The sequence below is a fragment of the Streptomyces venezuelae ATCC 10712 genome, assembly GCF_008639165.1.
Classification (GTDB): domain Bacteria; phylum Actinomycetota; class Actinomycetes; order Streptomycetales; family Streptomycetaceae; genus Streptomyces; species Streptomyces venezuelae.
This window is the reverse complement of record NZ_CP029197.1, coordinates 7,574,340-7,588,491: the sequence shown is the minus strand read 5'-3', so window position 1 is coordinate 7,588,491 and position 14,152 is coordinate 7,574,340. Positions and strand designations below refer to the sequence as shown.

The 14,152-nt window shown below is 72.3% G+C and carries 17 protein-coding genes and 1 pseudogene; 10 read left to right on the top strand and 8 right to left on the bottom strand.

Annotated features, from left to right (window positions below; genetic code table 11):
• Together DEJ43_RS34705 and DEJ43_RS34700 are read left to right on the top strand one after the other, a co-directional pair.
• On the top strand, positions 1–1,266 hold the full coding sequence (locus DEJ43_RS34705) for an MFS transporter (RefSeq protein WP_015038121.1): 1,266 nt from the start codon (positions 1–3) through the stop codon (positions 1,264–1,266).
• A 95-nt stretch (positions 1,267–1,361) separates the two neighbouring features.
• Positions 1,362–2,231, top strand: a complete 870-nt coding sequence (locus DEJ43_RS34700) for a hypothetical protein (protein WP_041664520.1) — start codon at positions 1,362–1,364, stop codon at positions 2,229–2,231.
• Positions 2,232–2,304: 73 nt separating this feature from the next.
• Here DEJ43_RS34700 and DEJ43_RS34695 read toward each other — a convergent pair whose 3' ends face one another.
• Complete coding sequence (locus DEJ43_RS34695; protein ID WP_015038119.1) at positions 2,305–3,021, bottom strand: TetR/AcrR family transcriptional regulator; 717 nt, start codon at positions 3,019–3,021, stop codon at positions 2,305–2,307.
• Between the two features lie 101 nt (positions 3,022–3,122).
• Here DEJ43_RS34695 and DEJ43_RS34690 point away from each other — a divergent pair, with 101 nt between their 5' ends.
• From DEJ43_RS34690 to DEJ43_RS34680, 3 genes are all read left to right on the top strand, one after another.
• Positions 3,123–4,316, top strand: a complete 1,194-nt coding sequence (locus tag DEJ43_RS34690) for an FAD-dependent monooxygenase (RefSeq protein WP_015038118.1) — start codon at positions 3,123–3,125, stop codon at positions 4,314–4,316.
• A 248-nt stretch (positions 4,317–4,564) separates the two neighbouring features.
• Positions 4,565–4,714, top strand: coding sequence for a hypothetical protein (locus DEJ43_RS34685; protein WP_181399412.1), 150 nt, complete (start codon positions 4,565–4,567; stop codon positions 4,712–4,714).
• A gap of 39 nt (positions 4,715–4,753) precedes the next feature.
• A complete protein-coding gene (locus DEJ43_RS34680; RefSeq protein WP_071892314.1) occupies positions 4,754–5,149 on the top strand; it encodes a hypothetical protein in 396 nt (131 codons plus the stop codon).
• A 34-nt stretch (positions 5,150–5,183) separates the two neighbouring features.
• On the opposite strand, the gene DEJ43_RS34675 is transcribed toward DEJ43_RS34680, so the two are convergent.
• A complete protein-coding gene (locus tag DEJ43_RS34675) occupies positions 5,184–6,284 on the bottom strand; it encodes a carboxylate-amine ligase (RefSeq protein ID WP_015038116.1) in 1,101 nt (366 codons plus the stop codon).
• 116 nt (positions 6,285–6,400) lie between these two features.
• On the opposite strand from DEJ43_RS34675, the gene DEJ43_RS34670 reads away from it, so the two are divergent.
• The 3 genes from DEJ43_RS34670 to DEJ43_RS34660 are packed head-to-tail and all read left to right on the top strand — an operon-like array spanning position 6,401 to position 7,736.
• Complete coding sequence (locus DEJ43_RS34670; RefSeq protein ID WP_145953731.1) at positions 6,401–6,934, top strand: hypothetical protein; 534 nt, start codon at positions 6,401–6,403, stop codon at positions 6,932–6,934.
• 30 nt (positions 6,935–6,964) lie between these two features.
• Positions 6,965–7,525, top strand: a complete 561-nt coding sequence (locus tag DEJ43_RS34665; RefSeq protein WP_015038114.1) for a type 1 glutamine amidotransferase domain-containing protein — start codon at positions 6,965–6,967, stop codon at positions 7,523–7,525.
• A 22-nt stretch (positions 7,526–7,547) separates the two neighbouring features.
• Complete coding sequence (locus DEJ43_RS34660; RefSeq protein ID WP_015038113.1) at positions 7,548–7,736, top strand: CsbD family protein; 189 nt, start codon at positions 7,548–7,550, stop codon at positions 7,734–7,736.
• Positions 7,737–8,035: 299 nt separating this feature from the next.
• Here the strand turns inward: DEJ43_RS34660 and DEJ43_RS34650 are convergent.
• Positions 8,036–8,123: pseudogene (locus tag DEJ43_RS34650) on the bottom strand.
• Between the two features lie 35 nt (positions 8,124–8,158).
• The gene (locus tag DEJ43_RS34645) at positions 8,159–8,935 is read right to left on the bottom strand and encodes a DUF7873 family protein (RefSeq protein ID WP_051025978.1); all 777 of its coding nucleotides are present in this window, start codon (positions 8,933–8,935) and stop codon (positions 8,159–8,161) included.
• Positions 8,936–9,062: 127 nt separating this feature from the next.
• Between DEJ43_RS34645 and DEJ43_RS34640 the strand changes: the two genes are divergently transcribed.
• Entirely contained in the window at positions 9,063–9,632 is a 570-nt protein-coding gene (locus tag DEJ43_RS34640; protein ID WP_041664518.1) for a GNAT family N-acetyltransferase, read from the top strand.
• Positions 9,633–9,680: 48 nt separating this feature from the next.
• Entirely contained in the window at positions 9,681–10,013 is a 333-nt protein-coding gene (locus DEJ43_RS34635; protein ID WP_015038110.1) for a type II toxin-antitoxin system PemK/MazF family toxin, read from the top strand.
• 48 nt (positions 10,014–10,061) lie between these two features.
• Here DEJ43_RS34635 and DEJ43_RS34630 read toward each other — a convergent pair whose 3' ends face one another.
• The 4 genes from DEJ43_RS34630 to DEJ43_RS34615 all read right to left on the bottom strand — a co-directional run bounded on the left by DEJ43_RS34630 (position 10,062) and on the right by DEJ43_RS34615 (position 14,026).
• Entirely contained in the window at positions 10,062–10,775 is a 714-nt protein-coding gene (locus DEJ43_RS34630) for an alpha/beta fold hydrolase (RefSeq protein WP_041663226.1), read from the bottom strand.
• A 44-nt stretch (positions 10,776–10,819) separates the two neighbouring features.
• The gene (locus DEJ43_RS34625; RefSeq protein WP_202490852.1) at positions 10,820–11,746 is read right to left on the bottom strand and encodes a helix-turn-helix domain-containing protein; all 927 of its coding nucleotides are present in this window, start codon (positions 11,744–11,746) and stop codon (positions 10,820–10,822) included.
• Positions 11,747–11,787: 41 nt separating this feature from the next.
• Complete coding sequence (locus DEJ43_RS34620; protein WP_015038107.1) at positions 11,788–12,639, bottom strand: alpha/beta fold hydrolase; 852 nt, start codon at positions 12,637–12,639, stop codon at positions 11,788–11,790.
• A 139-nt stretch (positions 12,640–12,778) separates the two neighbouring features.
• Positions 12,779–14,026, bottom strand: coding sequence for a PucR family transcriptional regulator (locus DEJ43_RS34615; RefSeq protein WP_015038106.1), 1,248 nt, complete (start codon positions 14,024–14,026; stop codon positions 12,779–12,781).
• Positions 14,027–14,152 lie beyond the last annotated feature (126 nt).

The following is a 14,152-nucleotide window of genomic DNA, read 5'->3' as shown; positions in this document are numbered from 1 at the left end:
ATGACGATGGATGAGATAACCGCGCGGCGGGAGCAGAGCCCCCCGCCCAGCCCGTGGCGGTCGAGTCGCTTCCGGCTGTTCTTCACCGCCCGCAGCACCTCGCTGCTGGCCGACGGCATGCTGATGGTGTCGCTCACGACCGCCGTGCTCGGCGCGGGGTACGGGGCGGGCGGCGTGGGCTACGCGCTCGCCGCCTGGATGGCGCCGATCGTCCTGCTCGTGCTGTTCGGCGGGGTGTTCGCCGACAAGTTCACCCCGCAGGTGATGATGGTCGGCGCCGACGTGGTCCGCATGGCGGCCATGCTCGCGCTCGCGGCGCTGCTGGTCGGCTCCGAGGTACGGCTCTGGCAGGTCATGGCGCTCCTTGCGCTCAGCGGGGCCGCGACCGCCATGTTCCAGCCGGGTCTCGCGAGCCTGGTCCCGCAGGTCGCCGAGGACATCCAGCGGGCGAACGCGCTGCTGCGGATCTCCGAGGCGATCTGCACCCTGCTCGGACCCGGCCTCGCGGGTCTCCTCGTGGCCTACTGGGACGTGGCGGGGTCCTTCGTGGTCATCGCCGCGGCGTACGCGCTCAGTGCCCTCGGCCTGGCGCCGCTGCGCAGGCTCGGCACGGCGCGGGACGAGAGCGACGACCCGATGTGGCACCGACTGGCCACCGGCTGGCACGAGTTCAGGGCCCGCTCCTGGCTGTGGGGGGTCATCGCCGTCTGGGCGGTGTACGGCCTCTTCGTCTTCGGTCCGGCGCTGCCGCTGGGCGCGGCGCTGCTCACCGAGCAGCACGGGGCCAGCGGTTACGGGTGGATCGCCTCGGCCGACGGCGCCGGGACGATCGTGGGCGGCCTGCTCGGGATGCGGGTCCGGCCCCGGCGGCCGCTGGTCGCGGGGGCGTGCGCGATGTTCTTCTTCACCCTCAACCCGCTCGCGCCCGCGCTCGGTTGGTCCTTCACCGTGACGGCCCTGACCGGGGTCGTGGCGGGCTGCGGGTTCGCCTTCTGGGGAGTCATGTGGGCGACCAGCGTGCAGTCGCACATCCCGCTGGCCGTCCTGAGCCGGGTCTCGGCCTACGACGTGGCGGGGTCCATCATGGTGATCCCGGTAGGCCGGGCCCTGGCAGGCCCCGCGGCGGACGCGTACGGCGCCGACCGGGTGCTGCTCTTCTCCTCGGTCATGGGCGTCGTGTGCATCGGCGTCATGCTGTGCGTCCCCGCCGTCCGCGCCCTCCGCCGGGCTCCGAAGGAGACCGCGGAGGCGGCCGTCGGCAGCTGAGGGCCACGGCCGGGCGGGTGATCGCCCCGGGCATCCGGTGGAGGCCCGGCGGTCGCGCGCCCGCCGCCGGGCGCGGACGGCGCAGAGTGGACGACGTGGACGTCGAGCAGATCTCCGATGAGCTGTACGGGCTGAGGCCGGCCGAGTTCGTGCCGGCGCGGGACGCGCGCGTCGCCGCGGCGCGCCGGGCGAAGGACGCGAAGGCGGCGAAGGCGATCGCCGCGCTGCGCAAGCCCTCGCTGGCCGCGTGGGCGGCGAACCTGCTGGCCCGTCAGAGACAGCGGGAGGCCGAGCAGTTCCTCGCCCTGGGCCGGACGCTGCGGGAGGCCCACCGGACGCTGGACGCCGAGCAGCTGCGGGCGGCGAGCGGTCGGCGGCGACAGCTCGTCACCGCGCTCGCCCGTACGGCCGCCACCCTGGCCGACGAGGCGGGGCAGCCGGTGAGCGACACGGTGCTGCACGAGGTCGAGCAGACCCTGCACGCCGTCCTCGCCGACGAGGAGGTCGCCGGGCAGTGGTCGCGGGGCCGGCTGGTGAAGGTGCCCGAGGCCGTGGTCGGCTTCGCCGCCGTCACCCCGGAGACGGTCCCCGCCCGCGCGGCGCGGACCGCGCCGCCCCCGTCCCGGGGCGGCGACGCGGAGGCGCGGCGGCCCCGGGACCTCGACCGGGTGCGGGCCGCGGCGGCCGACGCCGACGCGGAGGTCGAACGGCGCGAGCGGGCGCTCGCCGAGGCCCAGGACGCCCGGCGGGCCGCGTCGACGCGGGCCGAGGAGGCGGCCGAGCGGGTCCGCGGCCTGGAGCACGAGCTGCGGGAGGCCCGGCAGGCCGAGCGGGACACCGAGGCGGCCGCCACGGCCGCCGGTTCCGCGGTGACGAGCGCGGAACGCGCCCTCCGCACGGCCCACCGTGCCGCGGAACGCGCCGCCGAGGCCCTGCGCCATCTGGAGGGCGGGGCGAACGCGTAGCCCCCCGGCGCCGGTACGGGCCCGGGGGACGGCAGCGTCCGGATGGCCCGCCCGACTCCGATCCTTGCCGCGGTCAGCCCGCGCGCTGATCGATGAGTGCGGCCAACCCGTCCAGGATGCGCTGCAGGCCGAAGTCCCATGCCTGATCCTGCCCGCCGGACCGGGCCGCTGAAGCGAGGGCCTCGGCGAGCGCGGGGAACCGCGCACCGTGCGTCCGCATCAGATCGCCGAGGGCGGCGCCCAGTTGGGCCTCGGGATCGTCCGCGGGGCCGACCGCCCGGGTCTGCTGGGCGATGCCGCGCGCATGCCCGACGAGCAGGACCGCCGCATCCATCCGCTCGGCACCGCTCAGCCGTGTGCCGTCCAGGGCGGACACGGCGCGCTCCATCCAGGACAGCTCTCCGGGGCCCATGATCCGTGGGCCGACCGTGGCGTCCAACGCCCAGGGGTGCTGACGAAAGACGTCGAACAGTTCGCGGGCCCACTCCTCCAGCTGCTCACGCCAGCCACCGCCGTGCGGCTTCGCCGCCGGGTAGGGGCCGATCGCGGCGTCCACCATGAGGGCGACCAGCTCGGCCTTGCCCGGCACGTACCGGTAGAGCGCCATCTTGGTCACGCCCAGTCGCGCGGCGACCCCCTGCATGGACACATCGGTCAACCCCTCCGAGTCGGCGATCTCGATCGCGGCCCGCGCGATGCGGTCCAGGTCGAGTGTCGGCCTGGGACCTCTCGAAGGCTTCGGGTGCGGGCCCCAGAGCAGCCGCACCACCTCGGCGTGTTCGCCACCCATGTCCGCCACCCCTCCTGTTTCGACCTTGCCCCATCAACTGTGTCTAGGGTACACAGTAATTCAGTGTCCACGGGACACAGTTATCGAGTGGAGGGAACCACGTGAACAGGAACGTCCTCATCTCCGGCGCGAGCATCGCCGGCCCGGCGCTGGCCTACTGGCTGGGACGCCACGGCTTCCAGCCCACCGTCGTCGAACTGGCCCCGGCCCTGCGCCAGGGCGGTCAGGCCGTCGACTTCCGCGGCGAAGCGCATCTGACCGTGCTGGAACGCATGGGCCTGCTCCCCGGCCTCCGCCGCATACAGACCGGTGGCAGCCCGATGCGCTTCGTCGACGAACGCGGCCGCACGCTCCTGGACCTGCCGGCCGAGTTCGCCGGCGGTGAGATAGAAGTGCTGCGCGGCGATCTGGCCCGGGCGCTCCACGAGCTCAGCCTCCCCCGTACCGAGTACGTCTTCGGCGACTCGATCGTCGATCTCACCGAGACCTCCGACGGCGTGCGGGTCACGTTCCGCAGTGGGATCTCGCGCGACTTCGGCCTCGTCATCGGTGCGGACGGGCTGCACTCCAACGTCCGGCGCCTCGCCTTCGGACCGGAGGAGGACTACGTGAGCCACCTCGGCTACTACGCCGCCACCTGGCAGTTGCCCAACGAGCTGGGGGTGGGGAAGGGGTCGGTCGGGTACAACGCGCCGGGGCGGCTCGCCTCCGTCGGCGCCGACCACCGGGACCCTGCGCGGGCAGGGGCGTTCTTCGTCTTCGCGGCACCGAGGCTGTCCTACGACCGCCACGACCCCGAACAGCAGAAGCGTCTGATCTCCGACGCGTTCTCCGGACTCGGCTGGGAGGTGCCCCGCCTGCTCCGCTCGCTGCGCGAGGCCCCCGACCTGTACTTCGACTCGATCAGCCGGGCCGACGTGGCCACCTGGTCCACCGGGCGCGTGTGCCTCGTCGGCGACGCCGCCTGCGGGGCCACCATCGGCGGCATGGGCACGGGAAGCGCGATCGTCGCCGCATACGTCCTCGCCGGCGAACTCGCCCGAGCCCGGGGCGATCACAGGACCGCCTTCGCCCGCTACGAGAGCAGGCTCCGCACGTACGCCGAGAACTGCCAGGCGGGCGGCGACCGCACCGGAAAGTTCCTCGCCCCCGCCACCGCCACCGGCATCCGTCTCCGCAACACCTTGCTGTCCCGGCGCCTCCTCCTGAACGGCATGCTCAAACTGGGCGAGAAAGTCAGCAGCACCGTGACCCTGCCCGACTACGCAGCCGACCCCCGTCATGCCGGCCGGTGACCGCCGGGCCGAACTGCACGTCTGGCCCGGTGCCTGCCACGGCTTCGACAGCCTGTCGCATGCGGGCGCCGTCAGCGGGAAAATGCTGATGAGGGACCAGGGTTCCCCGGACCCGGCACGGCGGCAGTGAGGCGGACCGAGTCATGACCGCGCAAGGAAGATGATCACGGTGTTCGGTGCGCCCCCGGCCCCGCACTCCGGACGAATGGCGTGCACGGGGATTCCCGGGCGCCGACGAGTCGGGAAGCATGTTCCAGTACTGCACGGACTGCGAGCAGCACTTCACCGAAGCCCGGGACAGCGACGCCGTCCCGGTCCTCAACCCCGCCCTCCAGGACTTCGACACATGGCTCGCGGCACACCGGGACCGTCTCCGGACGGCCCTGGGCGTGACGTGAACGGTGACCGGACCGCTCGACGCTTGACGGGAGCTCGTGATGCACGATCCCAAGCTCACCCACCAGGAACGGAAGCTCCTCGAAGGCATCGAGGCCGGCCTTCGGAGCGATGAATCGCTCAGCCGCAAGCTGCACACCTTCGGGCACGCCCACGCGGGGGCGGGCGGCGCGTGGGGCGTGGTGGGGCGGCACCGCCTCGGCTGGTGCGCCGCCGGCCTCGGCGCCGCCTGCGTGGCCCTGTTCGTCCTGGCCGTCGCCTCCACGTCCACCGTGCCCCTCTGGCTCTTCTCGGCGGTGTGGGTGGTCACGGCGGTCTGCCTCATGCGCCTCGGCATGCTCGCCATACGGCGGCGGGCCAGGGGGGCGGGCAGGGCGAGCGGCGCGGAGTCTGACGGGCCTCAGGCCCGGGAGGGCGGCTCACCCACGGAGGGGTGAGCCGCCGTCCCGGCAGGGGGCCGGGGCCGGTGGGTCAGGACGCCAGCGTCCGGTGGGCCAGGGCGTCGACGACGTCCGTGAACCGTCCGTGCCGGCGGAACGTGGCGCGCTGCCGCGCCGCCCCGGCCCCGTCGGCGCGGATCCGCCGCCACTGGCGCAGGACGTGCTCGGTGTCGCCCGTGAGGTCCAGGCCCGGCCGGGCCCGCGCGACGAGCCGGTCGACGAGTTCGACGGCGGGTCGCTCACGTCCCGTGCACGGATCGACACCGAAGCCGGCGAGGCCCTGGCGCGCCGCGAGCTCATGGGCCAGCAGCAGCCGCCGCAGCGGCACCCGCGGTACCGGCCGGTTCTCGCGCACCTCGGTCAGGAACGTCGCGGCGAGGCCGCGGACGAGCGCGGCGAGCATGACGACCGTGTCGACGTCGGCGTTGGCGTCGGCGACCCGGATCTCCAGGGTGGGCACGTGCTCCGAGGGCCGGGCGTGCCAGTAGACCATCCGCCGGTCCAGCAGCGTCCCCGTCCGCACCAACTCGGCCACGTGCGCCAGGTACCGGGGCTCGTCCAGGTCGGGCGCGGGGCCCACGGTGGGCCACCTCGCGTGCTCGACCGACCGCCAGCTCTCGAATCCGGTGTCGCGCCGCCGTGCGAAGGGCGAGTTGGTGGTGACCGCCTGAAGGACCGGTAGCCAGGGCGCCATCCGGCGGGAGAGGGCGAGCGCGCTCTCCCGGTCGAGGGTGCCCACGTGGACGTGACAGCCGCAGACCGCGCCGTCGACCGTGCTGAAGTGCGAGGCGTACTGGTCCGCCATGCGCCGGTAGCGCTCGGTGTCGGTGACGGTCAGCGGCCGCTCGGGCGGGACCACGGGGGTGCCGACGGCGACCGGCAGGCACTGCTCGGGCTCCGCGGCCGCGGCGATCACACCGCGCATCCGGACGAGTTCGTCGCGCAGCCGTCCCGTCGACGCGGTGGGCCGGGAGACGGTCTCGACCTGGGCGTTGAAGAACTCCGTCTGCACCTGCTCGCCCAGGTCGTGGGTGGCCGTGGCGATCACCTCGGGAGCCCGGTCGACGGGGGCGCGGCTGCTCCGGTCCACGAGGACGAACTCCTCCTCGACACCCATGGTGAGGATCTCCACGTCCCTCGCCTCCCCTCGCGTTCCGGCAGGCCCGCGGGCTCGTGCCGTGCGGTGCCTCGCCTGCCGGGCCGACTACCCCGGCCGGGGCGTTCCATCCCTTCACCGGTGCGGACGACATGCCGCGCATGTTCCACGCCGGCAGGGGCAGTCGCACGGCGAAGAGAGGCGCGGGCCCCTCGTCGAAGGCGGTGACCGTCGTGAAGGACTTCGAGCTGCTCGACATCTCCCTGTACGCGGCCGAGCCGGAGCCCCTCCACGTGGCCCTGCGGGGCGGGGACCCGCCGGAGACGCCGGTACTCCCGGAGGGCGCCGTGCTCAGCATCGGGCTGACCTTCCGGCTGAGCCGGGAGATCGACTCGCTGGTCTTCGAGGACATCCGCGCCCGCGAGGGCAGGGTGCTCGCGGCCACCCGGACGGTCCTCGGCGGTTTCAGGACCGGTGGTCCGTACGAGGTGCGGCTGTCCCCGGAACGTCTTCCGGTGGGACGGGCGCACCGCGGGATCTACGAGCTGACCGGCCGCTTCACCGACGGCGAGGGCCGCGAGCTCGCGGTGGCCCGCCATCGCCTGCGGATCGTGCGCCAGCCCGCCGCACACAAACGATGGGCGGCCGCGCCGCCCGCCCCAGGGCCCGCCGGGGCCCTCTCCTGAACGACACGCCCCCGGAAGGAGCGACCCGACGTGACACTCGACGGAATCAGCGTCCTCGTGCTCACCACGAACTACGGGACCGAGCAGGACGAGCTGAACAAGCCGGTGGAGGTACTGCGCGAGGCCGGAGCCCGCGTCACGGTGGCCGCGCAGAAGCGCGAGCCCGTCGAGACGCTGGTCTCGGACCGGCGGCCCGGGGAGGCCGTCGAACCGGACACGACCCTGTCCGATGCCGCCGCGGAGGAGTACGACGCCGTGGTCGTCCCGGGCGGCACCGTGAACGCCGACACGCTGCGCACGGACGGGGACGCCCGGCGTCTGCTGTCCGCGTTCGCCGACGCGGGCAAGCCGGTGGCGGCGATCTGCCACGGCCCGTGGCTGCTCGTGGACACCGGTCTCGCGCGTGGCCGTGAGCTCACCTCCTACCCCTCGCTCCGCCCGGACCTCGAGAACGCGGGAGCCCGTTGGGTGGACCGCGAGGTCGTCGTGGACACGACGGGCGGCCACCCGCTGATCACCTCCCGCAAGCCTGACGACCTGGAGGCGTTCTCCGGGGCGGTCGTCCGCACCCTTGAGGGCCGGGCGGGCTGAACGACACGAGAGGAACCCGATCATGCGCAAGAGCGGCGCACAGAAGGGCAAGGGCAAGATCAAGGAGGTCGCGGGCAAGGCGACCGGGGACACGCGTCTGGAGGCGGAGGGAAAGACCGACCAGATGGCCGCCAAGGCCCGCGAGGGCATCGAAAGGGTGCACGAGAGCGCCCGACGGGCACGCGAGGAGACCGAGCGCGGCACGTCCTGAAACCGCCGGACCCCGGAAACGGAGCGGGTCCGAGGGCGTAGCCTGCCCCCGGACCCTGTCGATGCCACTCACATCACACGCCGGCACACTTGAGGACCCGGGTCATTCGTCATTGCGTCGCGTCCTGCCTTTGGACCACCGCCGATCGAGCTCGGCGGACCAGATTCGAACTGGCATTTCGACGCACCAGGGCCCGGGCCCGGTCGATCCGGCGATGAGCGGCGGATGCTGAGTCTGGAGCAATAGTCTGAGATTGACCGCGGTCTGCCTCTGCCTGGTTGGGCCATCCCGGCGCGAAGTGCCGGGAGGAGGACTCGAACCTCCACTGGAACCGCGGATGTCACGACAAGGCTCAGCTTCAGCTTTGCGCTCCTCGCGCACCCCGGCCGCGTTCTGCGGCCGGGGAGTCTGTGGTGTCCCGGCTACCCGAAGAGGTAGCCGAAGACGGCGTCGCCGACCCGCTGGTCGGTGACCTCGGCGCTGTTCGCCTCCTCACGGGCGAACTTCACCGCCTGCTGGAGCTTCTCCACCCGCTCCAGCAGTTCGTTGACCCGCCGGGCCGGCAGCGCACCGGAGAACTTCACGGTGGTCCAGTAACCGACCGGCACGTCCTCGTAGTACACCTCGACCTGGGCCGGGTGCTTGTCCGTCGCCTCCGCCTTCACGTGGTTGCGCGGCACCTTCTTCGTCCGGACCGTCCGTACGACCTCGGTCTTCCACGCGTCCGTCGACGGGTCCTGCGTCCACGACTCGGCGGCGTCCAGCACCGGGAGCTTGCGCACGAAGGTGTTGATGTCCGTGAGCTGCTTCTCCAGGAACAGGAGGTACGCCACGGGCACCCGCTCCACGAGCACGCGCCCGTCGACCGTGATGTCGGCGCGTGCCTCGCAGTTGGCCCAGTCCTTGGTGGCCGTCACATCGAACAGCCGGGTCAACGCCCGCGCGGTGTCGCGCAGCACGTCCTCGGCCTTCACCTGCACCAGCGTGGACTCGGGCGGAAGCTGCTCGCCCTCCTCGTCCTTCGGCTGGTAGGTGCGGGAGATGCCGGCGAGCAACGCGGGCTTCTGCAGCCCGTGATGAGCCGCCGTCAGGTCCTGGTGCGCCCGGGACTTGACGCCCTTCTCCACTGCGATGATCTGATTGAGTTTCGTTGCCACGCCGCAGACCCTAGATGTCGAGGCGACGACTGTTCGAGTCATTTTTTTCCCGCGGCCGGGGTCACGTGGTGGGGAGCGGTCTCCCACGGCGTAAAGGCGTGGCTTCCGGGCGGTCGTGGTGCGAAGATCAGTCCGCATCGTGATCCACATCCGCATCCCGGAGGTCCGCGTGGACGTCGCCCCGCTGCTGCCGTTGACCACGGCCCGGTTGTCGCTGCGTCTGTTCACGCCCGGCGACGCCGACGACCTGTACGCCTATCAGGGCCTGCCGAGCGTGGCGCGCTACTTGTACCGGCCGGCGCACACGCGGGAGCGCAGCGAGCAGGTCGCCGCCGAGCGCGCGGCGCAGTCGGCCTGGCGCGCCGACGGGGACAAGCTCGCGCTCGCCGTCTGCCGACGCGATGAACCCGGCGTCCTCGGCGAGGTGAGCCTCGCCCTGGCCGATGCCCGCGCCGCCCAGGCCGAGATCGGCTGGACTCTCGACCCACGTCACCAGGGGCATGGCTACGCGACGGAGGCGGCCGCGGCGCTGGCCGCGTTCGCCTTCGACACGCTGGGCGTGCACCGGCTCTACGCACGGCTGGACGTGGAGAACACCGGCTCCGTGCGGGTCTGCGAGCGCCTCGGAATGCGCCGGGAGGCGCACCTGATCGAGAACGACCTCGACGGGGATCGCTGGGGCAGCGAGTACATCTACGCGGCGCTGGCCGCGGACATCGCCGGCCGATCGGACGGCTGAGCCGGGCGTGCCGGCCCCGAGCCCTGCGGCCGTGTATCTGGAGGACGTGTGCGACGTGGTGAAGTCTGGTGGGTCCAGTTCGACGAGCGGAGGCTGGTCGTACTGCTGTCGGGAGACGAGACCTCCGGGTTCGAGGTGATGCAGGTCGTCGCCCCGGCGGGCGTCGACATCAGCGGTCTGGGCGTCGAAGTGCCGCTCGGCGCCGGTGAAGGACTGCCGTTCGAGGGCGTGCTGCGGCTCGCGCTCCCGAGACCGGGCTTCACCCCGTGCACGTGGGTGACCACGGTGTCCCGGGACGACCTGATCGAGCGGGCGGCCGTCCTGTCCTCCGAGAAGCTCAGCGAGATCGACGAGGCCCTCCGTCTCGGTGACCTCGGGTAGACGGGTCCGGAGGGAGATCAAGGGGGGTGACACGACCTCCCTTTTCGGTCAGCTCGTCGCCCGCACAGCCGTCCTGATCAGGTCGGCGACGTGTGTGGGTTCGGAGAGGGCGACGGCGTGGGAGGCGTCCGGGAGTTCGACGACGACGGCTCCGGCGCGTGCGGCGCCGAAGCGCTGGGCCTCGGGGCTGATGGTGCGGTCGGCCCCGGCGACCAAGGCCCAGGACGGTTTCGTCCGCCATGCCGCCACGGCGGCGGTATCGGTGAACGCGGCCGCGGCGAGAGGGCGTTGGGCCGCCGCCAGGGCGCCGGCGACGTCCTCGGGCACGTCCGCCGCGAAGACGGCGGGAAAGGCCGTCTCCTCGATGGTGACCTCGACCGCGTGGGCGCCGTCGTGGAGCGGGTAGGTCCACTCCTTCAGGTTGCCCGTCAGCGGAGGGTCGGGGAAGCTTCCCTGGAGCCGACCGAGGCTCTCGCCCTCGGCGGGCACGTAGGCGGCGACGTAGACGAGCCCCACGACGTTCTCCGCGGCGCCCGCCACGGTGATCAGCGCACCACCGTACGCGTGGCCGACGAGTACGGCCGGACCGTCGACCTGCGTCAGGACGGAGACGAGGTAGGCGGCGTCCGATGCCAGGCCCCGGAGCGGGTTCGACGGGGCGATCACCGGGATGCCGCTGCTCCGCAGTTCCGCGATGACGCCTATCCAGCCGGTCGCGTCGGCGAAGGCACCGTGCACGAGGACGACGGTGGGGTGGGGCATGCGAGTTCTCTTCTCGGTGGGGGGCATGACGGCGCGCACGCGTCTCAGCGTCTTCGCCCGTCCTGGGTGTCGGCGGTGTCGTCGGTGGCGTCGGTCATCGGCGCGAAGGCCGAGGTCGCCAGCGCCTGCCATTCGCTGGGGCTCATGCCGTAGGCCCCGCGGAACGTACGGCTGAAGTGCGAGGGACTGCTGAAGCCCCAGCGGTGTGCCATCGCGGCCATCGTGATCCGCCGGGTGGAGCGGCCCAGCTCGAAGCGGCAGGACTCGAGCCTGCGCTGCCGCACCCACTGGCTCACCGTCGTGCCGTCGCTCTGGAACAGCTTCTGCAGGTACCGCACGGAGATGTGGTGGGCACGTGCGATCGACTCCGGTGAGAGGTCCGGGTCCCTCAGGTGTTCTTCGATGTGGGCGTGGATACGGGACAGCATCTCGTTGCCCGCTCCGGAGGCGTCGTCGGCGGCGTCCGTCGTGTCCGCGTCGAGGAGCTCCATGACCAGGACGGAGAGGAGGTGGACGGCCGTGCGGGCACGCCGGTCCCCGATCGTGGACCGGCGGAGCTCCGCCTCGGCGGCGAGCGCGGTCAGGAATTCGGAGGCCAGCGCCCCGAGGCCCTCCCCGCCGCGTACGGGGACGCCGAGCACCCGGTGCAGTTCCGGTTCCGAGACGCCCAGGTAGCAGCGGGGCACCCGGAAGAAGATCATCCGGCAGTCCTCGCCGAACCGCAGCAGGTGCCGTCGGGCCGGGTCGCAGAAGACCAGGTCGCCCGGCTCCAGCAGGGCTTCGGCGCGCTCATGGACGACGCTGACGGCCCCGCGGACATGGACGCCGAGGTAGACGTGGTTCCGGTCGTTCGTGTCCGGCACCTCGGAGAGCATCTGGACCAGCCACCCCGAGCGGGAGGGGGACGGGGCCGGGTCGGGCGTCTGCCGGGGCGCCCGTTCGGGCGCGCGTGACATCAGTGTGAGGGTCATGGTGATTCCTAGCCGTGGGTTCGTGCAGGCGGGGAGCGGGTTCACGCCCCTCTCGGCGGCTCCTCGGCCAGGAACTTCTCCACGACGGCGTTGAAGGCCGGCGGGTTCTCCAGGAAGGGGAAGTGCGAGTTCGCCACGTCGGACGGGAAGACGTGCAGGAGTGCGCCGGGAATCCGCTCGGCGACGAAGCGCTGCGAATCGGGGTGCACATGGCTTCCCTCACAGCCGATCACCAGGGTCGGCACATCGATCCGGGGGAGCACGTCGCGCCAGTCCTGCGCGCAGTGGTCGAACAGCAGCGGAACGCCCGCGTGGGCGGGTGTCGACCTGATCTCCTCGGTGACGAAGGCCAGCACCTCGGGGTCGGGCTCGCCGGAGAACATGCCGCGCACGAAGTCGGCGCGGACCGTGTCGCCCTCCGGCCCCGCGAGGGCCGCGCCCAGGTACAGCAGTCCGGACACGTCGAAGATGGCGCCGGAGTCCCGCTGTTCCCGCTCGGTCATCCAGGGCACGGCGGCGACGGCCGGGGGCTGGTCGACGGCGACGAAGCGGCGGATGCGTCCGGTCCCGTACTGGTCGATGAAGCTCCACCACACCGAGACGCCCATGGACCAGCCCAGTGCGTCGAAGCGGTCGAGGCCGAGGTGGTCGACGAGTTCGAGCACGTCGCGGGAGAGCCGGGCGATGCGGTAGCCGTGCTGCGGCTTGCCGGACTTCCCGTGGCCGCGGAGGTCGACGGTGACGACGCGGCGGCCGGGCGCGAGCCCCTCGATCTGGTGGCGGAACATCGCCTGGGTCTGGCCCCAGCCGTGGAGCATCACCAGCGGGACTCCGTCGCCGCCGGTGTCCTGGTACGCAAGCCGCGCACCGTCTGTCGTGATCAGTTCCTTCATGACCTCTTCCCTGGTCAGAGGCGGTACGGCCGCCCCGCCCGTCCCGATCATCATCGGATGGGGCCCATCGCCCGCACCACCGCGAGCTGTAGGAATCGGGGCGTGGATCCTCCTCGCTTTGTCGTAAGCGAGTCGGGGGTCACCGGGCCCCGTCGGTGCCCGGAGCGAGGAGGTCCGCGGTCCTGAGGCCGAGGTGCAGGGTGAGCCGGTGGGCGCCGTCGTCGAGGTCGAGTCCGGTCAACTCCTGGATCTGGCGCAGCCGGTAGTAGAGCGAAGTGCGGTGGATTCCCAGGGCGTCCGCGGTCCTGGGAATCGATCCCGCGTGTTCGAGGAAGCAGCGCAGGGTGTCCCGCAGGCGGTCGCCGCCATGAGCCTCGCTCAGGGTGCGGAGCGGCTTCGGGACCAGCGACGCGTTCAGGGCGTGCTCGGGGAGCTGGAGCAGTACGGCGAGTTCCCCGAGCAGCTCCCAGTCACCGACGCTCCTCAGGGAGGGCAGTCGGCGGGCCGCGCGGGCCGCCACCAGCGCCTGCTCGTACGACGTCCAGGCGCCGTCCAGCCCGGGATGCCGGCCGCCGACGCCGATCACGGGGTCCGCCGACGGGTCCAGGAAGGTGCGGAGTTCGTCGAGGATGCGAGCGGACTGGGCGGCGATCTCATCCTGGCCGGGCGGCCGGCCGCGGAGCTGGAGCAGTATCGCCCGTTCCTTGTCGACGGCGATGAGGCCCTGGGCGGAGCGCGTCTGCCGGTACCCCTCCAGCGCCGCCCACAGGGCGGCCTCGGAGTGCCGCACGAGCTCCGTCCCGCAGCTGAGTTGGACGACGGTGACCAGGACGTGTTCCGCCGCCCCGAGCAGACCGACCTCCTTGCCGTGGCGACGCGCGGCGGTGCGTGCGGCGACGTCGGCGCCGACGAGCGCGAGGGCCAGGTCCCGCTCGCCGGTCTTCCGGGTGTCGGCGACGATGTGCTCCCCGTACATCTGGGCCGACATGGCGTCCGCGGCCCGGGCGATGGCAGCGGTCTCCTCCTCCCCCAGCTTCTTCTCGGGCACGACCACCACGAGCAGCCCGAGGAGATGCCCCCGTTCGCGCAGCGGCACGACGTAACGGGGCAGCAGTCCGAGATCGTCACGGCCGTCGATGAACCCGGGTCTGGACCACTGGGTCACGCCCTGGGCGAGGACGTAGCGGATGGCCGCGTTGTCGGCTCGGCCCTGCAGCAGGGTGCCGATGCGCACCGGGTCCTCGTCGCCGAAGTGGCGGCTCGTGCAGACCATGCGGACCAGCGGGTCGTCGACGGCGACGGACCGGCCGAGCCGCTCCGCGAGCTCGTCGACGAGTGCCTGGAGCTCGGGGCTGCCTGGGCGGGCTCGCTGGAGCCTTACGGTCATGCGGTGTTCCTCTCTCGATCAGCTGTCCCCGCGGGCTTCTTCCTTCCGCGGTTCTTGATCAGTCTGAGGAAACGGCGACGTCGGCACATCGCATGAATCGTCCATTGCCATGACGCCCACGTGGGA